The organism is Vibrio sp. 10N.239.312.C11 (assembly GCF_041466065.1).
GTDB lineage: Bacteria > Pseudomonadota > Gammaproteobacteria > Enterobacterales > Vibrionaceae > Vibrio > Vibrio tasmaniensis_A.
The window spans coordinates 26,133-51,507 of record NZ_JBFSRZ010000027.1; the positions used below are offsets into that span (position 1 = coordinate 26,133).

Annotated in this window: 18 protein-coding genes; 7 read left to right on the plus strand and 11 right to left on the minus strand. The window is 43.6% G+C overall.

Features of this window, described 5'->3' with window-relative positions:
* Window positions 1–444: 444 nt before the first annotated feature.
* Window positions 445–1,710, plus strand: coding sequence for a DUF3103 domain-containing protein (locus tag AB6D07_RS13070; protein ID WP_017103035.1), 1,266 nt, complete (start codon window positions 445–447; stop codon window positions 1,708–1,710).
* Window positions 1,711–1,802: 92 nt separating this feature from the next.
* Here the strand turns inward: AB6D07_RS13070 and AB6D07_RS13075 are convergent, their stop codons facing one another.
* Together AB6D07_RS13075 and AB6D07_RS13080 are read right to left on the minus strand one after the other, a co-directional pair.
* Window positions 1,803–2,120: a Dabb family protein gene (locus AB6D07_RS13075; protein WP_372032199.1), complete on the minus strand. Its 318-nt coding sequence runs from the start codon at window positions 2,118–2,120 to the stop codon at window positions 1,803–1,805.
* Between the two features lie 242 nt (window positions 2,121–2,362).
* Window positions 2,363–2,602 (minus strand): hypothetical protein, encoded by a 240-nt coding sequence (locus AB6D07_RS13080; protein ID WP_017103037.1) that lies wholly within the window; start codon window positions 2,600–2,602, stop codon window positions 2,363–2,365.
* 256 nt (window positions 2,603–2,858) lie between these two features.
* On the opposite strand from AB6D07_RS13080, the gene AB6D07_RS13085 reads away from it, so the two are divergent.
* The gene (locus AB6D07_RS13085; protein WP_017103038.1) at window positions 2,859–3,743 is read left to right on the plus strand and encodes a LysR family transcriptional regulator; all 885 of its coding nucleotides are present in this window, start codon (window positions 2,859–2,861) and stop codon (window positions 3,741–3,743) included.
* An 83-nt stretch (window positions 3,744–3,826) separates the two neighbouring features.
* On the opposite strand, the gene tnaA is transcribed toward AB6D07_RS13085, so the two are convergent.
* The 3 genes from tnaA to AB6D07_RS13100 all read right to left on the minus strand — a co-directional run bounded on the left by tnaA (window position 3,827) and on the right by AB6D07_RS13100 (window position 8,843).
* Entirely contained in the window at window positions 3,827–5,299 is a 1,473-nt protein-coding gene (tnaA, locus tag AB6D07_RS13090; protein WP_017103039.1) for a tryptophanase, read from the minus strand.
* Window positions 5,300–6,043: 744 nt separating this feature from the next.
* Window positions 6,044–7,744, minus strand: coding sequence for a GTPase family protein (locus tag AB6D07_RS13095; protein ID WP_017103040.1), 1,701 nt, complete (start codon window positions 7,742–7,744; stop codon window positions 6,044–6,046).
* A complete protein-coding gene (locus AB6D07_RS13100) occupies window positions 7,731–8,843 on the minus strand; it encodes a YcjF family protein (RefSeq protein ID WP_029222929.1) in 1,113 nt (370 codons plus the stop codon). The genes AB6D07_RS13095 and AB6D07_RS13100 overlap by 14 nt, the downstream gene beginning before the upstream one ends.
* Window positions 8,844–9,083: 240 nt before the next feature.
* Between AB6D07_RS13100 and AB6D07_RS13105 the strand changes: the two genes are divergently transcribed.
* Window positions 9,084–9,608 (plus strand): peptide-methionine (S)-S-oxide reductase, encoded by a 525-nt coding sequence (locus AB6D07_RS13105; RefSeq protein ID WP_029222930.1) that lies wholly within the window; start codon window positions 9,084–9,086, stop codon window positions 9,606–9,608.
* A gap of 263 nt (window positions 9,609–9,871) precedes the next feature.
* Here the strand turns inward: AB6D07_RS13105 and AB6D07_RS13110 are convergent, their stop codons facing one another.
* The gene (locus AB6D07_RS13110; RefSeq protein WP_017103042.1) at window positions 9,872–11,644 is read right to left on the minus strand and encodes a sodium:solute symporter family transporter; all 1,773 of its coding nucleotides are present in this window, start codon (window positions 11,642–11,644) and stop codon (window positions 9,872–9,874) included.
* A gap of 543 nt (window positions 11,645–12,187) precedes the next feature.
* Here AB6D07_RS13110 and AB6D07_RS13115 point away from each other — a divergent pair.
* Complete coding sequence (locus AB6D07_RS13115; RefSeq protein ID WP_017103043.1) at window positions 12,188–12,802, plus strand: toxin-antitoxin system YwqK family antitoxin; 615 nt, start codon at window positions 12,188–12,190, stop codon at window positions 12,800–12,802.
* Window positions 12,803–13,858: 1,056 nt separating this feature from the next.
* Window positions 13,859–14,593 (plus strand): oligogalacturonate-specific porin KdgM family protein, encoded by a 735-nt coding sequence (locus AB6D07_RS13120; RefSeq protein WP_009846528.1) that lies wholly within the window; start codon window positions 13,859–13,861, stop codon window positions 14,591–14,593.
* 137 nt (window positions 14,594–14,730) lie between these two features.
* Here the strand turns inward: AB6D07_RS13120 and AB6D07_RS13125 are convergent, their stop codons facing one another.
* The 3 genes from AB6D07_RS13125 to AB6D07_RS13135 all read right to left on the minus strand — a co-directional run bounded on the left by AB6D07_RS13125 (window position 14,731) and on the right by AB6D07_RS13135 (window position 18,233).
* Window positions 14,731–15,447, minus strand: coding sequence for a 3'-5' exonuclease (locus tag AB6D07_RS13125; protein WP_017103044.1), 717 nt, complete (start codon window positions 15,445–15,447; stop codon window positions 14,731–14,733).
* On the minus strand, window positions 15,447–17,309 hold the full coding sequence (locus AB6D07_RS13130; protein ID WP_017103045.1) for a DUF294 nucleotidyltransferase-like domain-containing protein: 1,863 nt from the start codon (window positions 17,307–17,309) through the stop codon (window positions 15,447–15,449). The genes AB6D07_RS13125 and AB6D07_RS13130 overlap by 1 nt, the downstream gene beginning before the upstream one ends.
* 204 nt (window positions 17,310–17,513) lie before the next feature.
* Window positions 17,514–18,233, minus strand: coding sequence for a FadR/GntR family transcriptional regulator (locus AB6D07_RS13135; protein WP_009846525.1), 720 nt, complete (start codon window positions 18,231–18,233; stop codon window positions 17,514–17,516).
* Window positions 18,234–18,673: 440 nt separating this feature from the next.
* Between AB6D07_RS13135 and AB6D07_RS13140 the strand changes: the two genes are divergently transcribed.
* Window positions 18,674–19,396, plus strand: coding sequence for a FadR/GntR family transcriptional regulator (locus AB6D07_RS13140; protein ID WP_029222931.1), 723 nt, complete (start codon window positions 18,674–18,676; stop codon window positions 19,394–19,396).
* Between the two features lie 225 nt (window positions 19,397–19,621).
* Window positions 19,622–20,911 carry an MATE family efflux transporter gene (locus AB6D07_RS13145; protein WP_029222932.1) on the plus strand — a complete coding sequence of 430 codons (1,290 nt, stop codon included), beginning with the start codon at window positions 19,622–19,624 and terminating at the stop codon, window positions 20,909–20,911.
* Window positions 20,912–21,161: 250 nt separating this feature from the next.
* Here AB6D07_RS13145 and AB6D07_RS13150 read toward each other — a convergent pair whose 3' ends face one another.
* Complete coding sequence (locus AB6D07_RS13150) at window positions 21,162–22,043, minus strand: NAD(P)-dependent oxidoreductase (RefSeq protein WP_012603741.1); 882 nt, start codon at window positions 22,041–22,043, stop codon at window positions 21,162–21,164.
* 1,177 nt (window positions 22,044–23,220) lie between these two features.
* Window positions 23,221–25,374: a heparinase II/III family protein gene (locus AB6D07_RS13155; RefSeq protein WP_009846520.1), complete on the minus strand. Its 2,154-nt coding sequence runs from the start codon at window positions 25,372–25,374 to the stop codon at window positions 23,221–23,223.
* Window position 25,375 lies beyond the last annotated feature (1 nt).

Genomic DNA, 25,375 nt, shown 5'->3' on the forward strand with positions numbered 1-25,375 from the left:
CGTCGTAATTTAAAATGTAATTTTTATTGAATAAACCGTATCTTACAATAAAACCTTCATATAACACGATGACATTGGTTGCTTTTAAACAATTGATTGCGATTAAACAAATGATTGCAGTTAAATAAGGGGGCGCGATTAAATAATTGCTCACTATTAAACCATTCGTTTCAACAATATTCCCCACCACTCACATCAAGTCCCTCCTCACAAAGAACCTCCCGCACTGCTTAATTTCCCAAGACTTAAATGTGGTTGGTTAGTTATCTATCGAATCGGGGGGACTTAACCATGAACCCTGAAACCTGAAACCTGAACCAATAAAACTGAGCTACAAAACAAAACAAAAACCATTGATTAACTTCAAACTCATTCAGATTACTGATAGATTAGAGCTGTAGAGTAAAAACTCTATCGATATAAGAATTCGAATAAGGGTTATATATGAGACTATCTTTTTCTATCAGTATGGCGCTTGCAACGACAGTGGTTGGCTTCCAGTCTTATGCAAATAATATCGACACAGCAAACTCAATCTCTCCCGTAGATCCACTCTCTATTTCAGAGCTGCACTTTATTTCAGAGCCCACATCTATTACAAAGAGCAGTGCTGCGCAAAAACAATCTTTGGCTTTGCAAATCAGCGAGCGTTATTCCGATCTTGAGCTTTCATTGAAGGCTCAGATCTCAGAAAAGAACTTATCCGCGCCTGTAGATAAATTGAGCTCTACTCAGCCCTACTCTGCATTTTCAAGCCGGATGCAGAAAGCGGATCTTGGTTATCGCAAGATGAAAGGGATCAACGACTTCAGCGACTCTGTGTTAGAGGTTCGCATGGCTGATGAAGCGATGATCGAAGCTTGGAAGAATGGTGAAAACCCGCTGTTTGCTTTCGAACCATCAGGCGATGATTCAAACTGGCAATACATCGAAGCCTATGATGTGTATGGGCAGGTTCACGAACTAGACGTGTACCAAATGCCAGACGTCCCAGTGTTTGTGGTTGATAGTAACGGTGCTGAAGAGCTCAAAGCAGGCCTAATGGCGATGCAGGCAGAGATGCAAAAGCTGGGTACTACAACGAAAATCAATGCCGTTAGCGATACCAATGCCGACGAGAGTAAACCTCAAAAATCGTCTTTGATGAACAGGGCTCGTCGCTCGATGGCCTTGTCGGAACCTGAGCCGTTGAATACCACACAATTAACCAAAATCCGTTTAGCCGTCGACCAAGAACCTTGGATCTCTGGTAAAGCGGAAATCTACGCTATCGTGACGGGTGTCGATTCAAGTCGTTTAGAGCCCCAGATCGACCTCGTTGAGATGCCTTATCTGGACTACGACAAACAGACGTACTACCCGAACCAGACCGTCATCTTCTGGCCTCGCTACCGTTGGGGCGCTGCAGACATGATCTTAATGGAACACGATGATGGCACAGACTACAAAGCGCTAGCAAAACTCTTAGTTCAAGCCGCAGAAGAGATACTGAAGATGATTCCTGATCCAGAAGTTCAAGGTTATGCGATCATCCCTCAGATCACAGGCAAGATTATCGATGTGATTCCTGATGGCGTATTAGTCAATGATGACGACTTCGTGGACGTGTACTACACCTTAATGCAGAACACACCTTATGTAGACCGTCCGGGCGCAGGCGGAAATGCTGTCGCATCGTTTGCACCAGTCACCATTTCACCAACAGAGTAAGTCGTTTCTTATTTAGTTAGGGCTTAATCGCTAGGCCCTAACTCTTCATTATCGAAGGTAAGTCAAACACAAAAAATCTACTCAGAACCTAATTACAAGGAGTAATCAAACACAATGATGTCTTCTAAAAGCGGACGAAACACATCTTTCAGCGCATCATGCTCAGGGTGCGGAAGGTAATTCTGGCGGCCTTCTTCATCGGCGAACGTCATTAACACCGAGTGGGTATAACCTTGATTCTTGTTTTCAGGGCTGTCATTTAATCCCCATTCTACTGAAGTGACCCCTTCAACCTTACTGGGCATCGCTTCAAACAGCATCTTTAGTTTGTGAACCTCTGAAGCCTCAGCGTTTTCTTTAAACTTAATCAGTAAAATATGACGAATCATTCCTGTTTCTTTTCGAGTCATTCCTAGTCCTTTTCGAATCGTTCGCTTGCTCGTTTTTCATGCTCAACCAGCACCGAGTCGCGTTCTTAAGTTAGAGGAGAACAAAATGCCACACGTAACACAACATGCCAAGGCTAGATCACTAGAGTTTATAAAATACTCCACAACCCAATAACGAGAAATGCTGCACCCTAGGGCGCAGCATTTTCATAATTATGTGCTGGGTGTTCGAGCCTATCCCGCTCGTAAGCACGATTTGAGCGTTAGTCGCGACGACCATTCAACTGAATCGCTTGGTCTTGCGTAATGTTCGTTTGAAACTTTAAACCACCGTAAGCAGCTTCATTTCTTCCTTCAAGTGTTAAGTCAGATTCAACACGCTCAGCCTTTACTTGATTAGCTTCGCTCGTTGCCATGTCGATAGTACCGGTATACGTTCCGTCAGCAGCGAAAGCTGTGTTCATTGAAAGAGCCATCAAGCCTAGTGCGATAAACTTGTTCATACATCACCTCATATTATTTTTAATTATTTGTTCGTTTGATATCTGTGTTTCTTTGTTGGGGTAACTTTAGCGCTTGAGTGATAGCGACTCGAGGAAAAGCAAGATTTACCAAATGGAAAATCAAGGGATTAGCGAAGTTCTGACGCGGTGCTGTCTTATGGGATTTTTATTGGCACTATGATATTAGAGTCACATAATCTCAGTACGCCTGCCGCGCCGAGATTACTGCCTATAAAAGGATTCATTTGGAGAGCCTGTGAACATCAATCTAGACATTCAAAATATCCTCGTAATCAAGCGTATGTATGAACTTCGCAATGTTGGATTGGTTGCCGAGTCGCTAGGCAAAACCTCCGGTGCGATCAGCAAGAACCTTTCGAAGTTAAAGTTACAGCTCGATGATCCGCTGTTTATTCAAACCAAACACGGGTTTGAACCCACGACTTTTGTTGAAACCAACATCGAAAACTTTGAGAAGATCCTGAGCAGCGTTGAAGCCATAACACACCAAGTGTTCTCGCCAGAAACTTACCAAGGCGATATCAAAATCTACGCGAATACCCTGTTCTGGGAGCGTTTTGGTTCGAAGCTCTACTTTGCTCTGAGTAAAGAAGCCCCGCATGCTCACTACTCATTCGTTCGATGGGGAAGCAATGTGAGGAACAGACTCATCGACGGCGAAGAATCCATAGCGGTTCATTACTTTGATGAAACCTTGCCACAGTCGATTTCTCAAATGGAATTCGGCAAAGGCAAAGTGGTTTTCTTCGTGAGAGAGGATCATCCAGCACAAGACTTTGAGTCGCTCGCCAACTACCCAATCATTCTATTTAAAACCCCGGGATGGAATGACAATAAATACCCTATCCTTGATCGACTTAGGAATATCGGTTTTCACGTAAACCCAAAAATAGAAGTTGACAACCCTGCAATGATTCATGATGTCGTACTTAAATCTGACTATTTTAGCATCACCCTCAATGGCAACGTACCAGAAGGTTTTCGTAGTATTGATTTGCCGGAAAAGCTGACTATCGATGTCAGCTATGTAATGAGCTGTCGTCGCTCACAGAAAGACGCGCCTTTGAATCAATGGCTATTACAAATTCTGAAATCTGCTCTGAAAAACAAGCAAGCGTAGATCAACCGATAACGGCTTTATGATCGAAAAAAGGCTCCATAAAGGAGCCTTTTGATTAGTGACTATTCGCTTATATTCTTACTTTAAAATGCTTCTTCGAGCGTTTGTTCATTCTTTTTTCCTTCTTGTCTCTCGCTTATTTCTACCTCTTTCAAGCGCGCGGTAAAGTGTCTTAACACAGGCGGTTCATAGGTAAAGTCGAGCCCTTTCACTTTCCCAGCATTCTCTTTTACTTTCTCGAATGCTTCGATAATGAAATCCATGTGGGTTTGTGTGTACGTCGCGCGTGGAATGGTTAAGCGCAATAATTCTGCAGGACATGGATGTTGTTCACCGGTTGCTGGGTCGCGACCTTGCAGCAATGAGCCAATCTCAACCGCTCTGATACCCGCGACTTTATAGAGTTCACACGCCAAAGCATGTGCTGGGAACTGACCTGCAGGAATATGAGGAAGCAGTTTACCCGCATCCACAAACGCAGCATGACCGCCTGCTTGCTGGCACACGATGCCCATCGCTTCTAAGCCATCAACAAGGTATTGCACCTGGCCAATGCGGTACTCTAACCAATCTTGGCGCATACCGTCATACAGACCAACCGCAAGACGCTCCATTGCGCCGCCTTCTAACCCACCATAGGTTGGGAAGCCTTCTTGCACCACACACAAAGTTCGACACTCTGTGTACACATCCATGAAAGAGTCGTCTTTAAAGCACAACAAGCCGCCCATTTGTACCATGGCATCTTTCTTGGCAGACATGGCTAAGCCATCCGCGTATTTGTAAGACTCACTAGTGATCTGTTCGATTGTCCAATCTTGATAACCCGCTTCTCGTTGTTGAATGAAGTAGGCATTTTCAGCGTAACGTGCCGAGTCCATGATCACAGGAATATCGTACTTCTGAGCAATTTCATAAACGGCTTTTAGATTGGCGATAGACACTGGCTGCCCACCAGCAGAGTTACAAGTAATGGTACTCACAATGTAAGGAACATTAGCAGCCCCCGCTTCTAAAATAGCTTCTTCCAGTTTCACCACATCGAAGTTGCCTTTGAAGTCCGCATTCACTGAGGTATCGAACGCTTCTTTGGTATAAACGTTCTTCGCCACACAGCAATTCACTTGGGTGTGACCTTGTGTTGTATCGAAGAAGTAGTTCGACAGAGCAACCATTTTGCTGCGATCGAGACCTTTCTCCATTTCACGCTTCTTGATAAGAACAGGAATGTAGATCTGCTCTGCGCCGCGCCCTTGGTGCGTTGGAATCGTCAACTCGTAACCGAAGATATCTTTCACCGCATTCGACAATGCATAGTAACTGCGACTACCACTGTAAGCTTCATCCCCCATTAACATCGCGGCTTGCATGCGCTGAGTAATAGATCCTGTTCCGCTGTCTGTCAGTAAGTCGATAAACACATCATCACTATCCAGTAAGAATGGGTTCATCCCCGCATCGACAATGGCTTGTTCACGATAGGCACGAGTTGTTCTTTTTACTGGCTCTACAACACGAATACGAAACGGTTCTGGTAGATGTTTGAAGTTTTCCATAATAATACCTTTCAATACATTCCGATCAGGTCGAAATCTATTTTCTTTAGATGTCACGAATCCTCACCATTAAATTATTAGTTCCGTATAAATACACACATAAAATTAACAGTGAAAATAAAAAATTAAAAAATGACTTATTAATCAAACCTAAACAGAGGCTGAGATAATTAGCGAGAACGACAAAACAACGAATATTCCGCACGAAATAATAAGTGCGATATTCATGCGTTCAAAGGTTATCAAAGCTGCTGATAGGTAAACAAAGCATGCTGCTTTGCTGGCGCGTGACGCCTAGAGGGTACTACTCTGAAGAAAGGCGGAACGAGAGCTGGTGATCTAAGGTATACCAAGCTAACAAGGTTAGCCATGTTGTTGATTGCCATTTCAGATACATGTTCACAATATATCCCTACGTTGAAATCAAGATGAACCGAAAATTAAATATAGTGCAATTGTTTTATAAATACAGCTTAGAAAAGTATAAATGTGATCAAAATTTGGAATGGTAATTAAATACGATAGCATGTTATATAAACTGTGAATCACAGCCGTTTATATACTATTAAACTAGTTCAACGAGTTACTTAATAATATCGAATCTCTTTTGAACTCAATATCTCTCTAATAAGAGGCGAAGATGGCTGTTTTCTAAAAAGCTATCTTCTAGAAATCTACTAAGCTAAAAACGCCAAGCTCTGATGAGGCTCAAACCTCACCAGAACCGTATTCGCAGTGAATGACTTACTTCTTCTTAACCACTTGTTTAATCGCCATTTCAGCTAACTTCGGAGTCGCGGCTTTCAACGCACTTGGTGCCACCTTCTTACCGACTTTTACTGCTTTATTCAGTTGGCCTTTAACCGACGTCCCTCTTTTCATGGCTTCTAAACGTTGGCGGTTTCTTTGCACGTTATTTGCGTCAGCGATACGCTCGATCAACGTCTGCCTTAAAGTATCTAAACCAAACTGTACCTTTTCTGGCGCAATCGCCAGCGGTAACACGATATCGGTTTGCAGCAATATATGATTGTATTCGAGCGCTTGAGCAATGATCTTTGCTTTGTTTGATGTTGGATTCTCTAAGTCATACGGTGGTTGCCAATCGTCTACAGGCTTTAATCGGTCTACCTGATTCACAACCGACACCACAATCGGCTTCTTGCGTGAGATGTTCTTAGGATCATCATAGAAAGCATCAAATCTATCTTTCAATTGCTTATCCAAATCACGCGCAGATTGATTGGCTTTAAGCACCCATAGCACCACATCGGCTTGGGTCATCTCTTTCAGCATTAAGGCTTCGGTTTTAGGATTGCCATCAAGCCCTTGAAGATCAACCACGCGAACATCATTATCGTCGACAAACGCGTTGTAGACGGTTGAAGTGTCGGTTGATGGCAGCACATCCACTTCTGCAACCAACTCTTGCTTAAGCGCATTGATAAGTGAAGATTTACCAGAACTGGTTTGCCCCACCAGCACGATTCGCACAGGTTCTAACTCTGGAGCAAAGCGTTGTTCGTCGAGTTCAGAAACATCAGACGCTTTCAGTGCTTCATCTTCAATGCTGAAACGTCCGCTGTAGAGGTCAATCGCCACCGCAGCGACTTCATCTAACAAGGCTTGTTTAGCGGCGTATTGCATGTCATCAACCACACCTCTTGTCATTGAAGATGTCGCTTGCTCTCTCCCTATATCAGAAACAACTTTTAGCGGGTTCAAATAGAGGTTTTTGAGGTGATTCCCCCAAATAGCGGCCTTAACGATCTTCTGCCCTAGTTCGCCATATTTGTCATAGGCTTCGTAGCCCGCCTTAATGTAAGAAACCTTGAGATACTCAATGCCCGGTATATGCTCTCGCACTACCAGTTTGTAGCGTCGGCTGACCTCTTCGAAGAGTTTTAGCCCTTCAGGAATCGAGAAATCGAGCGATTTCTTATCAAACTTTTTCGCCACAAACTCAAGTACTTCTAAACCGGTTTGGTCTAGGTTGCCCCACTCTATGTCGACCATTAATTGTTGGCGTACATGGTGTTTTGAATCATTCCAGATCGACAGTTCTTTTTGAGACCAATCAGTCGAAGCCTTAACCAATGCATCGTTGATATCAGCTTTGTTATGTTGTGATTCAGCTTCAGAACTTCCCTCGCCAAGGCCGTCGCTCTCTTTATTTGAGAAGGGCTCCGTACTTGAAGATCGGCGTGAAGAGTGGCTTGAAGAATCGCGTGAAGAACGACTAGAAATGAACAAGGGAATGGTGAATACCAAGGTACTCACGGCAATGGCAATCGACATTTCGAGTAGGTAACCGTATTTGATCGCCAAGAAGACACCAAAACCCATCATGATAATGCTTGGGAAGATGGCAGAAATCAGAGCAATACCCCAACGACCGCTCGATAGCACCGCCAGTAATCGAAATAGGTTTCTAATTTTCTTCATAGCCCGACGCCGCCTTTCCTTTTTTCAGGGATTCTTTGTAGATCTTCTGCATCTCTTCTTCAGACACTTCTTCGCCTTTGTTCTTATGATAGAAGTAAAAACAAGCCGCGCGACCTAAACCATAAGAGGTGCCGAAACTCATTGCCGCTGCAGCCACCGCCCCTACCGTTTGACCATAAACTGGAATCAGCTTTATCAACTGTCGAGTGCCCAGCTTCATTCCGTATTGCAACGCAAAGCTGCTTCCCAGAGTGCCTATCAACTCACTGAAGACTCTCTTGTTCCACTCAACCCCATATTGATTCGCCAAGCTATGAAGCATTTTCGCTTGAATCGCAGGTACCGACACCAACCCAACACCCGGAATCAGGTCGCTCGCTGCCGCACTTCCCGCATACCAAAGCACTTCGTTTTCTACTTGATCAAAGTTGGCTTCTTCTTGCGTGGAATGCTCTTTGTCTTGCACCATCATTCCGATCACCGGAAGAATACTGGTCAGCTTTTCTAACAAGATGTCATAGTTGTAAATTGAACCACTGTTATTGCTCGACTCATCCGTTTCGAAATCGACCGCTACCGATTCAAACTCTTTACCCCAAGCCTTCTCTACTTGGTTGGTGTTGAACTGAACCTGCCTTGCTCGATCTGGTTCACCGGAAGACAACACTGCAGTATGAACAAGCAGCAAGTGTCTAATTTTCTTCTGTTTCTTAATCTGCTTTAGAGCCGCAAGCACTGAGGATTGTTCAGGTTCGTCGGCTTTCATTACAACGACTAACGCATTACCTGCCTGACCAATCTCTTCCAGATCCTCTTTCGCATCATAATTCGCTTCGCTTAGTCCTCTGGTATCGAGAAAGCGCATCACCGGTTTGTCTTGTGGGAATTCGTAAGACATCGCCGTCATGGTACAAGGCGCAAAACCATTGCCAACTTCAACAGAAGAGTCGCCAGTCACCGCCTGAATAAACGATGACTTACCTGCCCCCGTTTTCCCCAACAGCCACAAGGTCGGCAGATGCTGACGCTGGTATTCATGGGCCTGAGTCAAGTCTGGGTTCTTGCTCGGATTAATGAAGTCTTTTATTTGATCAAACATGTTTAGAGTAACGCTCACTTGATGTTGAGATTCGAGTTGATGACAAAGCAATACTGACTTATATAATCACAAATCATATTAAACTTATGTTTGTTCAGTCGCACAGGTTTACAATACCTAAACGCTTGTTTTTATTTGCGCGCTCATTTTTTACAGGCGCTTTTTTATACGTGCGGGTATCATCGTATTGATTCACGCATCGAACAAACATCAACAAACACAGAGAAGTAAAAGGTAAGTATGGAACAAATTTATTTAGCTGGCGGTTGCTTATGGGGCGTACAGGAATTTATTAAGTACGTTCCTGGTGTTATCAGCACAGAAGCAGGCCGTGCCAATGGAAGCGCCCAGCTAACAGAAAACGGGACGACACAATGCGATAGCACGCAATGCAATGGCACACAAAGCGATTACGATGGCTACGCAGAGTGCGTACAAATAGAGTTTGATCCAAGTATCACGTCAGTAACGATTCTGATGGAACACTTGTTTGAGATTATCGACCCTTACAGCGTCAATAAACAAGGTGTCGATGTGGGAGAGAAGTACCGCACAGGCGTTTACAGCACTAACGCAGAACACTTAACCGAAGCTAAGCACTATATTTCTTCAAGAGATGATGCCGACCGTATCGCACTCGAGATATTGCCGTTAACTCACTATGTCGCGAGTGATGATATCCACCAGCATCACCTAAGCCACTTCCCTGAAGATCACCACTTATGCCATATCCCTTGGGATCTGCTGCATAAGTACAAATCCTAGACTTAAACGTTACGCCTTGAGCCCTGAGCCTAGAGCCTAGAGCCTAGAGCCTAGAGCCTAGAAACAGAACACTAAAAAGCCCCAATAAGCATTTACCTATTGGGGCTTTTTAAATTATTTCAGTATGAGCTAAAGCCAGAAAGCTTATTGAGTGATTTTCAAAAGCTCTCCGTACATATCACATTAAACTTTGGCAGTTCAAACGAACGGCTACCGCAATCGGTAGCCGCTGTAAAAAGTTATAGTTTTTGATTTAAAAGGAATTAGCCTTTGGCTGGCGTCACTTCGTCTTGTTGCTCGACTTTGTCATCGACCGCTTTAACAAGTAACAGACCGACAGAGAACACAATCAAACCACACAGAACGAATACCATGCGTCCCCACATAGGGTTTGGCAGTACGAACATTGTCATTACGCCCACACCCGCTACCGCGATAAGTGAACCCAACATACGACGTTGCTTGTTATCCAGTTTCTTCTGTTCATTACTCTCAGCAACTAACGGTGTTGCTAGATTGTTGAAGAACTTGTCGACATCTTTCTCACGGTGTTCCGGTAATGGCTTGTAGAACAGTGTTGAAAGAACGAAGAAGCCAGCAGTAAATACGATGTGACCGATAAGGCCGATAGCCACTTTCAGGTCAGCCCACTCACGGCCAGTTAGTTCGTTTAGACCGAACCAGTTTTGAATCATGTCCGCAGTGATAACGAAACCAACAAAGTAAGAAACCACACCACCTACAACTAGCGTACCCCAACCTGCCCAATCCGGTGTTTTACGGATGAAGAAGCCACAGAATGCTGGAATCGTCATTGGGAAGCCTATCAATGCGCCCACGTACATCATGGTGTCGAACAGGCTCAGACCTTTAAGAGAGTTGATGAACAGAGCAACCAAGATGATCGCGATACCGAAGAAAGTAGACGTTAGCTTAGAAACAACCATTAGCTCTTTCTCTGTCGCTTTAGGACGAAGAATCGGCTCGTAGAAGTTCTTAACAAAAATACCTGAGTTACGGTTTAGACCAGAGTCCATTGAAGACATAGTCGCAGCAAACATAGCGGCAATCAGAAGGCCAACCATACCTGCAGGCATGTATTCTTGAACAAAGTAAAGGTAAGCGAAGTCAGCGGCTTTGCTGCCAGCTTCTGGGTAAGCTGCTGCTAAATCAACACCTTGACCTGCCATGAACCAAGAAGGCATGAACCAGATGATTGGACCAAGCGTCATTAGTACACAAGCAAGCAGTGCAGCTTTACGTGCGTTGTTTGAATCTTTCGCAGCAAGGTAACGGTAAGAGTTAAGCATGTTGTTGGTGATGCTGAACTGCTTTAAGAAGATGAACACAGCCCAGATGCTGAAGATGCTCATGTAGTTCAGGTTATCACCCGTAATAAATGAATCGGTTGGGAAATCATTGATGATTTGCGTGACACCGCCACCGTGGTAGACCGCTACTACAGCACACGTTACCGTTACCGCCATGATGATAACCATCTGCATAAAGTCAGAGGCGATAACCGCCCAAGAGCCGCCTGTTACTGACATTACCAGTACAACCAGACCCGTTAGGACAATCGTCGTTGTCATATCAAAGCCGAAGATACCCGATGCGATGATCGCAAGGCCGTTCAACCAGATACCAGCAGAGATAACGCTGTTTGGCATGCCAGACCAAGTAAATACTTGCTCATTCACCTTACCAAAACGCATACGAATCGCCTCAATTACCGTCACAACGCGCAGTTGGCGGAACTTCGGAGCGAAGTAAAGGTAGTTCATTAGGTAACCGAATGCGTTCGCGATGAAGATAATCGCTACGGCAAAACCATCGGTAAAAGCTTTACCTGCTGCACCAGTAAATGTCCAAGCACTGAACTGGGTCATAAATGCGGTTGCACCTACCATCCACCACAGCATATTACCTCCCCCACGGAAGTAATCACTTGTCGTACTTGTAAACGTTCGGAACATCCACCCTATCGCAATTAAGAATAGGAAGTAGATGCCAACTATCAGGGTATTGAGTTCCATCTTGAGACCTTTTTATTCATGTTTTTTTGTTAAGGTCACTATAAATAGATGGCAATCACATTTGTACTACAATAATTCAAATGCGTGACGGTGATCTTACAGTCCAGGGCTTAAATAATCATACAAGTGATCGGGTTCAAATTTGCAACAACAGTCAACACGATGCATCAAACTTACACATCCCAAACGTTAATTTTCAGTTCAAACATCAAAGACAAGAACCATAAAACACTAAGATACTGATAGGTAAGAAAATAAACGCAAAGGACAAATAACTAACATAGAAGCTAACGTCATATACGAGCCATCTACAAGGTAAATTAATAGAGAAACTCCACTTACCAACAAAGTGAAAATGTTTATTTTGTATGATTACTAGAAGCTACAACTAAATAAAAAACCGAACCGTTCCGAAGTTCCGCAACTTGGCACCTCAATAATGAAAACTTGAAAACCACTAATATAAGCTGACAGTCTTTCACGGAAGTGAAATGCTTTTAACACACCGATTACACTTTCCCCGTCCATTAAAAAGGTGTCATTATGAAGAAATACGTCCCAATCTTAATTGCTCTTAGTACGATGTCTTCTATGAGCTATGCAGCCACCAGCAATGATGATGTTGTTGTTGACTATTTGCAGATGCGAAAAGGCGTGGCTTACCAAGTCAACCATTCAAAGCCATTTACTGGCCAATTTGAAGAGAAGTTCGATAACGGCCAAATCGCGACCAAAGCCCAATTTTCCGATGGTCTAGAACTTGGGTTAGAAACAAATTGGTATCAGAATGGCCAAGTCGCTTCTAAAGTGAATTACGTTAAAGGTAAACTGCAAGGCAAGGCTGAAACCTGGTATCCCAACGGTCAGAAAAAAGCTGAGCTCAGCTATAAAGACAATGAGCTGTCGGGTGCTGGCTCTCGTTGGTATCCGAATGGCGAACAAAGCCTAACAGCCGAATTCAGTCACGGGAAAACAAATGGATTAGTAACGAACTACTACCCTAATGGCAATAAGGCTAGCCAAGCGAAATTTGATGAAGGCGAAGTAGCAAACGGGAAACTCACTCGCTGGAATACTAACGGTGACAAGGTTGAAGAACTGACCTTTAAAGACCACAAAATCACGTCTAAACAAGTTTGGATGCCGACAGAAAGCTAGTCCAGTATAAGTTTGTGCTAAGGGCTAGTTTACTGAGACTGTCCTAAATCCTGTATAATTGGCCCATAGCACTGCTCTTCCTGAGCGCATATTACTAGAACGGACTGCATTGTCATGAGGCTACTTTTCAGAGGTAATCTCAGCGTGAATAACGTTGATCTTATCTATCAACCTCACCTACCTATCAACCCCACCTCTTTGTACCTGATACATTGAAAAGTGCAACTGCAGTAGTGGGTCAAACGGATTCACTTGAACGTGCGGTGAGCAACCGAGAAGCTTAATCGTTAATCGTCTTGATAGATGCCCCAGATAACCCTCAACTCAAATTTCAGACAAAAAAACGCTCATGTTGCCTGTATCAACATGAGCGCAAGGGCAGATCTTCACTACCATGTCCTACCTTTCTAAACGAAAGCAGAAGTTATAATTAGAATAGTTGGGAGCAATAATTAAGGTATTACCTAAAACACCTTAATTATTTTTTTTAACATAGACTGAAGACTGACAGCCTTCTCCACCTCTAGCTTACTGTCCCCAAAACAGATAAAGCCCACATGTTTCAATTCATTCAAAAATTCACATCGTCGATGGTTCATCCGACAGCATTAGACAACCTGCCCTCATACCAATCTCAAATTCAAGATCAGCTTTGTCGCTCAGCCATCATAGTGATCTTATTCACCCACCACCCGAACGCCAAAGAATAATAATGTATTACAAATAAAATCTACAGTGAAACATTACTATTTTTGCTATAGCGCACATTACAGAAAGAAGCCCTAACAAATAAATTAATATTTATTCTTTTAAAACAATTGATTACTTAATCCCATCAATTTGTAACGATCTGTGTAAATGAGATTTATGATAACAACAAGATCTAATTCACAGATCGACCTTCACATTATCTATAGCATATTTGTATTATTTTAATGCAAGCAGGACTCGGCGAATTCAACAGATTCAAAAAGACTGTTGCATTAATCAAACGAATTACCCTATTTGGCTCTAACTTGAGGCCAATACTCAACCTATAAATATGGAATTAATACCATGAATAAAACTAAAATCGTGATTGCTGTGGCATCTGTACTCGCTGCTGGCTCTGTATCTGCGGCGTCTTTCGATATGAGACACGAATACAAGAGTCATACAGATCAACACGCTACTCGTGTAAAACTGGGCGATAGCATTGGCAACTTCCTTGTAGATATCGAAGCGAAATTCAAGGGAGAAGACGGCGAGTTTATGGAAGATTTGAAGAATAATGGTTGGGAACTTGGTCTTAATTATCGCCATGTGCTTAACGATAACTGGACGATGACTTACGGTATGCCAATAGAAGGTCGCGAGTCTGGTGTCACATACAAACCTCAAGTTCGCGCGACATACAGTGTCGACAGCATTGACGGTTTAAGCCTAAGTGCACGTTACCGTTACGATATGAGACAGAACACAAAATCAATTGCAACTGACTCAGACGGCAAGCCAATCTTAGATAACGGCTACTTAACTTATCAAAACGATGAAAACCAACGTCGCCATCGCTTAACAGCAAACATCAACTACTCAATGGAGAACTGGCGTTTCGGTTTTGAAGGTAACTACTACAAAGCAGATGATTACAACATCTACGACAACGATGATACAAACTACGAGTTAAATGCAAGTATTCGCCACATTATGGGTCAATGGGCACCATATGTAGAGTTTGGTGATGTGAGTACTTCATCGACTAAAGCGACTCGTGAACTGCGTAGCCGTGTTGGTCTAACTTACAGCTTCTAATCGATAGCTATATAAATAATCTAAGATAATTACTGTCCTAATTTTCTAAGACCTAAACAAAAGCCAGCTTAATCGCTGGCTTTTCTTCTTTCAAATCAGGTCATTCAACAATGATTCGCTTACAGGAAGATACAACCCTAACGGCTGATCCGATATAAAAAGGAAAGTGTCACTTCATCATTAGGCACGACTCGCTTCTGCTGAGCCAAAAACAATTCCGCTGTCGAAACGGCATCGGCTAATGCATTGTGGCTGTTGTACTCAGGAAGCCCGTACCTTTCGCGAGTCCCTGCCAAGGTTAAATCGACTTCTTCATGATTGCTGATCGCTTTCTCCATGCTTTTCTCAATACATAGTGTATCTAGCCAAAGTAAAGGCAACTGCCTTAAGCCATAGCATCTTAATAGATACTGGCTAATGAACTTCTCTTCGACCACACAAGCGTGCGCGACGATGATCTTACCTTTTGCGGCTTCGAAAAACGTCAGCATAGCATCATGAATTGAAGCGCCCTCTTCCAGCATTTGTGGTGTGATGTGGTTGATAACTGCAGTTTCAGCATTGATCTGCGAATCGTTATCCAGATAAATATGCTTGGCGGACGCTAAGTCTATTCGCCCCTTGACCACATCGACCCAACCCATAGATAGAATAAGGTCTTGCTCGCTGTCTAAGCCTGTAGTTTCAAGATCTAAAACGATATATTCGCTATCTTTGGCCAAGTCCGTCATCTCTGGGCAAGGTTGATCCACAAGAGCATGTAACGCCTCTGGCAGCTTAACCGTATTCAAATATTGCTTTCGTGTGCGCTTAATTTTCTCAAGAGGATGAAAGTAATTTAAAAACGATTTCATTAGCGTGCTCCGAAACGGATTTTCGCGGCTTCTTGAAGGTCAGCAATGATCCTAAAGGCATCTTTCAAGTGTTTACGCTCAAAGCTACCAAAGCTATCTGGGTTGATGTTGTTGTCAGGCACATCCCCGTTCTTCAGCGCTTCAAGTTGATGACCAAATCGGAAAGAGAGAATGAACTGGTAAGAGCCCAGAATGTTCTTGAATGCGTCGTCGCTCAGCATGCCTTTTTCATTGGCAGCTGCGAAACGTTCATCGGTTGCTGACAAATCACATTCCACCGCTAATCCGTAAATACGCGCAAGATCAATAATCAAGTTAATGGCGTACTTCTTCACATTGAGTGTTTTCTTGTTCTCACCCGATTTCTCTAGAACCAAACTATTGAAAATACCCAATGGCGGGTTGGTGTTTACCGCATCTTTCACTAGTGTGCTTAAAAACTCACGGTTACTGCGAATGTTAGAATGCAACTCATCACGAAGAATGCCTTCGAACTCACTGTTGCCATAGATGGTTCGAATTTCTAGGAACACACTGATGTTGAGTAAGCGTTCGTACTCAGGGTTAGCCACCCACTTCTTGTAGTAGTGCTTCCAAACGCTGAGTGGCTGACACCATTTTGGTGTCGCAGCCATGAATTTACCCGGACACAATGGATAATCACAACTCGCTAATCCGTTAGTCACCATCATCGCTAAATGTTTGAAGTAAATACGGTCACTGTCTGTCGCATCGTCAGAGAGTACAATCGCACTATCTTGATCCGACAGCATATGGACTTCATTACGAGCGTGCGAGCCCGCAACAATCCAAGAAAAATCACAAGGTGGTGGGCCTAACTTATCAATCGCTATCTGAATCAATCGGCGTGTGTAGGCGTCCATAATCATGGTCATGACCTTACCTACGGTTTCCGGTGCAACCTTGCCTTCCACCAGCGCTTCAAAAATAGCTTGTCGCTCTGGGGTAAACGAAGACATGGTTTTCACACTGCCCGCGTATTTGATTTTCTCGATTAAGAAGATCGCTTGGACACGGTGGTTTTGAACTAAGTGAGACGTAGTGAGAAGACCAACGACCTTATTCTCTTTCACAACGGGCAAGTTACGGATGTTGAATTGCATCATGATAGACGCAGCATGCAGCACCAGATCATCCGGTTTTACCGTCAGTGGAGAATGCGTCATCACCTCGGAGATCAGGCTATCAGTGCTGACACCGTGGGCGATCACTCGCTTAGTCATGTCACGGTCGGTAATCAAACCAACAATGGTTTCACCCTCATAGATCACGGCACATGGCGAGCGTTGATGAAGCATTTCAACCGCGACCGACTGAATAGTTTGTTCAGACTTAACGATAGCCACCTGCCCGCTTGCCACTTCTTCAACCTTACGAATGAACAAGCCTTTTTCTTTATTTGACCACACAACATCAAGTGCCGACTTCAACCGAACCTGCGCCTGTGATGCAAAGTGTTCTGCGCAGCTTGGGAATGCCTTGAACAACGCTTGAAGCGCCGAATGTGGAATCACATAAAGTAAGCTATTTTCGATTGCGATCGCTCTGTAGCCTTTCTCGTCATTAACTTCAGAATCTAAGAACGTAAAGCCGAACAAGTCTTCACTGCCTAAACGAGCACGAAGTACACCGTCTGACTTTCTTTGTTCCATAGAGCCGGTTCGGATGATGTAGAGCGACTTTTCTTTACCCGACTCACACAGATCAACCACATCCCCTTTGCCGAGATAAGTGATCTGAACATTAGAGGCAAGTTCGCGAAGTGCTTGTTTAGGGATCTTATCGAATGGGTCGATTTGACCTATGAATTGAAGAATATTTGGCAGTAGAGACTGGGGCATAACCATACTCGCATTTGTTTGATTAGTATTATTATATAATTAATATATCGAGTTGCGAGTTGATTTTTAGGTTGAATAGCAGAATTGATCAAGTTTTAGAGATTAGAATAAGAAGTGCAATGTCAGAAACATAAAAATACAGATACAAAAAAGCACGCTAAATGCGTGCTTTAAAATTTGTAAGGGCACATCAAGTGCTTTCAGTTAGCTTGTTACAGGCAATCGGTGGTTTGATTCTTGCAAATGACTTGCCGAAACTTGGCGTGCTTTATCACTATTGCCTGCCATAATGGCTTCGTATATTGCGCGATGTTCGTTAATGCATGTGCTGCCTTCTTCTGAAGAGTGCACAATAAAGTTAACAAACATCGTCGTCAATATGTTGCCAAACGGTAAGTAGAAATCATTACCCGTTGCATTGAAGATAAGGCTATGAAACTTCATATCAATATCTAACCAGCGAGCTTGATCAAGCGTTTCTTCGCTAGAAATTTCTACCATTTTTTGGAAAATTTCTGATAATTCAATACGTTGCTCTGCAGTTGCAAACTTAGCTGCCAATGCACACGCTTCAGGTTCAATCGCACGACGTAAACCTAAAAACTGATGACAAAACTGATCGGTATCAGCTAGTCCATCCATCCATTCGATAAGCTGAGGATCTAAAAAGTTCCAGTATGCACGATCAACAACGCGAGTGCCGATTTTAGGGCGTGACTCTAAAAGGCCTTTTGAAGTTAGAAGTTTCACCGCCTCTCGCAACGCCGTGCGGCTAATACCAAACTGCTCACACAGAGCCATCTCACCAGGGATAATCGAACCCTGAGGTAAATTACCCGACAAAATACCACGAGCGATTTCACGTGCCACCTGCACATGAAGGCTTCGCTTAGAGCCTGAAATAGATTTGAAAGTTTCTGCCATGAGTCTACTTACTTATTAGATATGTATTATTTAACTCGTACTATAGCACTGAAAGTATAATGCACCAAATGAGGGGGATAATAACGTGAGCTCCCTTATACTCTATGGTTCTATCAAAATCCCACAAACTTTTCGAAGCTTATCACTACCAGTCGTACCTTCTTATTTATACATACAAATAGTTCCTATTTACGCAATTTTGGCATGCGTAACATCACAAAAATCACCTTAACTTGTGAGTTCCCCTTCACTGCGACGCATTTCTATCGTTGTACACTTGATTGAACTAGGTGTTATTGTATGATTTATTAAAAATAGTAGGTGACTGTAGATGTTTGACTCGATAGCCGCTACAAGCATTATCCCTCAAGCTTAAAGTCGCGCTAACTTAAATCTATCCGCTGTTTTTATACTTAATACGTCAGCCTGAGGTGGTTTATATGGCTATATTTTCATTGGTGGCAGATTCAAGCCGCCGAATTCATGTTCAAGTGGCTCGACAGATTGCGCGTAAAATTCTGTCGGGAGAGCTCAAAGAAAAAGAGAAATTACCCAGTGAAATGGAGTTGTGTGAAGTCTTTGGCGTCAGTCGAACTGCACTTCGCGAATCGACAAAGCTACTTTCAGCCAAAGGGCTTATCGAATCAAAACCTAAAGTGGGGACTCATATCAGGCCACGTACTCAATGGCACTTTTTAGACCCTCAACTCCTAGATTGGATTCAAGATCTGGAAGACACCAAACCCTTCTTATCTCAATTTTTAGGCTTAAGAAAAGCGATTGACCCAGAAGCGTGTGCGCTTGCGGCATCCAACGCTACGGTAGAGCAACGTAAAGAGCTTTCGATTCTTTTCCAAAAGATGACCATCGCAGCAAATGGCTTTGATTATGAAGAGTGGACAACCAACGATCATCTGTTTCACCAAACGATTTTCTTGTCGACGGGTAACCAGTTTTACATTCCGTTCGCGAACATTCTGTCGACGATTTTCAAACAGTTTATCGACCACTCTGCCGAAGGCGGTCGCTTCTGTTTAGAAGAGCATAAAGCGATATATGATGCGATTATGTCAGGCAATGCGAATCAGGCTCGAATAGCCTCTCAAGCTTTACTTGATGATGAAAATCAAAAGCTGTCTAGGGTTGAATTAGCCATCGCATAACCAAGATTGACCAGACTGACTCGTGTATCCCAATATACGAGTCAGTCAGTTTTAGCGCCCATTTTTAACCATCCATTACCGTAGTGTTTCATCTTTAAATGTTGAACTCGGGTCCTCTCAGAGAAAACTTACGGTTACACACATAAGGTATTGTTTGTGTCTACACAATCGTATGTAAGGAAAAATTTCTCTCTCGCCTGGCCCCTAGCCCTAAACGGTATATTGATGCAGTCGATGTTGATGATCGATACGCTGCTGGTCTCTCCTCTTGGTGAAATACCTTTGGCTGCCATGGGAATTGCGACGACTATGGTTGCCTTTGTACTCGGTATTCAAATGGCGCTGGCAAACGGCACTCAACTAGTATTAAGCCGCGCCGTAGGTTCTGGCATCACCGCTTCATTATCCAAAGCGTTTTGGGCAGGTCTGTTCATCAACTTAGGTATCGCGACAATATTTTGGTTTCTACTCACCTTTTTAGAACAGCCTTTAATTCAAGCCTTAACCGACGATAAAGCCCTTTACTTAGAAATCAGCCACTACCTTGATATCTCAAAGTATCTCGTCATTTTCACTGCATTAACGCAAGTGATTATCGCCCTATTTAACGCATTAGGAAGAACCAAGATACCGTTTAAAGGGTATTTGATTGAATTGCCGATCAACGCTGTACTTTCTTATGGGCTCATTCACGGCTTTTCAAATTTCGAAGGTATTGGTGTTCAAGGCGCCGCGCTAGGCAGTGTTATTGCTATCACCCTTCGCCTTGTGTATCTGGTTCTTTGCGTGTATTTCAGCTCAGCAATTTCACTCAAATTAGACGCCCAACGATCAGAGTTCATGACAAACGTTCGCCGTCACTTTATCGAGATATTCCCTGTCGCAGCAAATGTAACCATGCTGTTGATTGGCGCAACGATTTATCAGTTACTGTATTCGCAACTTAACATCAACGCGTATGTTGCGATTACTTTGGTGATGCCTTGGATTAGGGCTGTCTCTCAATTTATTACCGCTTGGGCTCACTCTTCCGCAATTACTATCAGCCAAGCGATTGGCTCTAAAAAGATGGATGACCTAGTCAAAAACGTCGATACCAGCATTGATATTGCGGTAGTCATTTCTTTTGTGTGTGCAATCTTGTTCGCAGGCTTAAGTATGGTGATTGGTGACATTTACCCGAACTTGGACGAGTCTACATATCAAGCGTTGGCCGTTATCGCCCCACTCTACATCTTTTTACCGATTGTTCGTGGCTACAACACAGTCCATGGAAATGTATTGAGAGCACTAGGAAAAACAACCGCAGTCTTCAAAATCAACTTTACTGGTCAATGGGTAATTTCAATTCCATTGTGTGCATTGATCATCTTTGGATTAGACGGCTCTATCTTTTGGGCATTTGCCATTCAGCCCTTTGAAGAGCTAGTAAAAGCGCTGCCCTTCAGACATCTTGCTCGCAAGTCATTGATAGAGTTCGACTCAAACAAAGCCAACGAATTGATGTATGACTGATCGCCACCAAAAAGTAACAAAGTTACTGTCCCGAGAAAATGTCTGAACTGCTTGTGTAGTCTCAGGCTTATCTCATTTAGATCGATATAGCTCAAATGAAGAGCCAAGACATTTCGTTACGCCATAAAGAATAAGGCTGCATTAAATACACTTCCTTAAAAAATATCGTTCCAAGAATGTCTAAAAACAAGCATAAAAAAACCCACTCAAATGAGCAGGTTCTTTATCCAACCGTGTCTAAACGACGTGATTACTTCTCTAGTTTAGCGAAGTAGTCGAAGATTACTGGTACGTCGTTTTGACCAAGGCCAGCATCTACAGCAGCTTGTAGGCTTGTTGCGGTACCTTGAGCGATTAGAGACTCAGTACCTAGCTCTTCGCAAAGAGCAAGGAAGTAACCAAGATCTTTGTTTGCGTTAGCAACAGAGAAACCTAGCTTCTCTTCGCCGTCTACCGCGTAGAATTTACAGAATTGCATGAACGGAGAATTAGATGGACCTGCAGACATAATGTCAAACAATTGCTGACCATCAACACCAGCGCGTTGAGCGACAGCGAAAGCTTGAGACATAGTCGCAACCGTTGTCATACCCATGAAGTTGTTTACAAGCTTAGTCACGTGACCAGCACCTAGAGCGCCTAGGTGGAATACGTTTTCGCCTTGCTCTTCAAGAACAGGTTTAACTTTGTTGAAAGTTTCCATGTCGCCAGCAGCCATGATGTTCAGAAGACCATCTTTAGCATGGGCTGGAGTACGACCTAGAGGTGCGTCGATCATACCCGCGCCTTTTTCAGCAAGAGCTGCGCCGATTTGCTTAGTAGAAGCAGGGATAGACGTACCGAAGTCTACGAGTACTGCACCTTCTTTGATGCCCGCTAGAACACCGTCTTCGCCGTAAACGATTTTTTCAACAACAGCAGAGGTGGTAAGGCAAAACTGAACAATATCACTTGCAGCTGCAAGTTCTTTAGCGGAAGTGAAAGCTGTAGCATTGCCACGAGCAGTAACACGAGCCATCGCTTCTTCGCTTAGATCCATTACGTTTACGTGGTAACCGCGTGTTTGCAGGTTTTCAACCATGTTGCCGCCCATAAGACCTAGGCCAATGAAACCGATTACAGGTTTAGTCATGTTCAACTCCAAATATGTTATTGTATGATTATATGCTCATTATAATAACTAGCCGAATCCGCTAAGGCAACCGTTTTAGGACTTTCGTGCGTGATCCAGCGCATGAATTTCGAATGCGGATACTGACATCACTTATCGAATTGGCCTCATATAAACCCAAAGAATAGGTCTTGTGATTAATAAGTGACAAATCAGATAGCAACTCAGTCTTTCGTCCTTCATATCCGACAATATCTAACCGGATACGAATCAGTAAATCACTTACAGATAAAGCTTGATAGGTTTAATTAGTGTACATTCCTATCGTTCTGACCAAAGAAAAATGAGTCAGGCACACTCTTAAAGTTCCCCCCAATAAATCAAAGCGTCTGACACCTTTCCCTGCCCCCTAAAGGTACTAGAGTAGCTCACAACAAGAACTTGCCGAGTCAAGAATAATGCGGAAAAAACACTGTCATTTTTCAACAACCTTATCCAGTAAGTAATAAATTTCGAACAATATAACACCACCAATTGTATTACTTATAAGCACTAAAAGTTATTGGAAGTTATCGTAACAATACTCGCAGAACCAGATAACAACGTTCATTTTGTTAAATCGTTTCGTTGTCAATGCGCCGCTGCAGCATTAAACGTTTCTCTAAATTTAGGGGCTGTTGATCTTTCGAGCTGGGTTTTGCAGCATCTTGTGGAAAATTTATACAAGGAAGAGGCTTTGACGTGTAGCTGGCCTACATGAAAAGCCGATAACGCTGTAGAAATGAACCACAAGAGCTGCCCGAAGGGTTCGGCTAAAATCGTTTTATGCTTTGTTGAAGAATATTTGCTTAGAATGACTAGGCTACATACTCTTCGCCGCGCCTAAAACGATTTTATCTCGAACAAAACTTAACCACGAAAGGTCAACAGCCCCTAGTCATCAACCCTAAACACCAGATGTAAATTGAATCCAATTAATTCAAACGATCTCACCCTCAAACCACACGAATAAAAAAACCGAGCAACTCGCAGTGAGTTACTCGGTTTGACTTATTTCCGATATTCTTTGTCATCGACATTAATTTCGTTCAGTTACTTAGATGCGAACACCCTTACAATCGAACATGATATGGCGCTTCGTTCCCGCAAAGCACCACATCAACACAAGCCATCGTTAAACGGCCTATGTGTCAATCATTTACAGTTGAGCAAATGACCCTTCCCACGAGTATGTCTCACCCGCGAACTCAACTGTGTGAGTTGCTTGCTGCGTGTCTTCAGCTTGGTTTGAAATACCGTAATGGTAAGTGTTACCAGAAGTAGTCTGAATGCGAACAACAGTCCCGACACTGTTATGGCCCACAACAGACACTGATTTAACCAGGCCACGAGCGCCTACAGAGGCTTCGATAGACTCGTTAAAGTAACCATGCGTTTCTAGTACAGAAGCAAACACGTGGTTTTGACCAGACTGACGTAAGATAAGCGCAGGCTCACTCTTAAGGTTAAAGTCTGGATCGTTAGCACCAGTGCGAGCAAAGATTACTTCACTGCCCGCATTCGCGCTGGTTACTAGGCTGTAGTAGCTGCTGTCATGTAGCCAGCTCACCAGAGAGCCCTCTTGGTTCACTTTGCCTGAAGCAACGTTCCATAAGTGCTGGTAACCGTTGTCTTCACCTAGCGGCTTCAGCGTGCTTTCGATGTTGTAGTCGAAGTCAGTACGGATGATTTGACCCGAGTGGTGAACGGGTAGGTCGTACTGGTGTTCAGCGTCAGCTTCGATGCGGTATACATCGATAACTAGTGGCTTCTCGAACTCAGGAAGTTCAGCAAGAATCACGCTGCGTTGCATGTCTACGCCGGTGTAGTACTCAGAAATTGTGCCGCTCATACCTTGCAGAGACTGGTCGTCTGCTACGAAGAAGTGCTTCTGACCAAACTTAGATTCAGCCAATGCCGTATCGAAGTTGTTCTGCGTTTTCTGATCAACCGTTACTGTGTTGTGAGCAACTGTCTGCTTACAGTAAGACTTGTTCTCTGGGATGTAACGACCGCCAAACTTAGGCTCAACGTTTACCCAGCGACCGAAGCCGTAATCGTGCAGCACTTCGTGGCCACGGTTGAATACGCTTAGGTGTAGCCCATCGTAGTGACCGTGGTCTAGCGCAGAGTGGTACTGGTGATCGCTGCCGTGTTGACCAAACCAAATCAACGCCATCGTGTCGTCGTCTTGTTCGTCACGGTGACGAAGAATGCTTACGCCGCCTTTTTCGCCTTCAGGGCCGTCCGTTACAAACAGGCTACCCCAGTTGAATGCTTTGATGTCGTCTGCTGCATTGACAGCGTCAGATAGCGTTTTACCTGAAGCATGGACCCAAACATCTTGTTGGTGATTAGCCATACCAAGTAAAGTTTCAGTCTGCTCATAACGGTGGTAACACACAGACGTTGCCATAATAACGCCTTCATCGTTAATAGAAATCGTCTTCGATGAATCGTTCAGAGCTGGCAATGTACCGTCTGGGAATGCCGTTTTAAATACCGCGTAAGACGTTGTCTTGATCACTGAGTCGTTGAATTCGTAAATACCAAGATCTGGCTGACGACGTTCAATCGCTTCTGCGAACAAGTAGATTGGACGTAGTGAGAAACGGTGGTAGTAAGGACCTTCCATGTAGTAGCCGTCTGGCGAAAACAGTTGGTCAAGTTGTGCTAAGAAACCGCCGCTTACTTTGTCGAGTTTCAGGCCGTAAAGCGCTTTGTCTACTGATTCTTGATCGTTGATTGCGTAACCACAGATACCGACTGCAGCCACTGCCCATAAACCGTGGTTGTGTACGATATCGAAGTCGTGTGCGTAAGTAACAACAAACATTTCGATCATTTGCTTAAGAAGATCGTCTTCAATCAGACGCTTTTGTTCTTCAGAAATGGTGTGGTAGATACAGCTGTACGCACAAGAAGCGTAAAGCATCCACATATTTTCGTTCAACGTTTGGTGGAACAGCTTACCCGGAGGGTTAGAGTCACGGCTTACGTTACTTTCAAGTGTTGGGTACACCGTCGCGTACGCAGTTAACATATCAACGATGTAATCACGGTACTTTGTTTCCTCAGTGATAAGGAACAAACGACCCGCTAGATCCATGTGGATGTAGTTTTGTTTATGACGGTTATGTTCGTAGCCGCCGCCTTCACCGTGACCTGGAACTTCAATGCCAACTTCCGCCATGTAAGCGTCAGTTTGTTTAATATCGCGAGTCAGTGCGTTACCTAAAAGGCTATCCTTGCCAAGTTCTTTACGAAGCTCTGCTGCTTCCTCAAAGTTAAGTAAAAGTGGTTGATAGCTCATT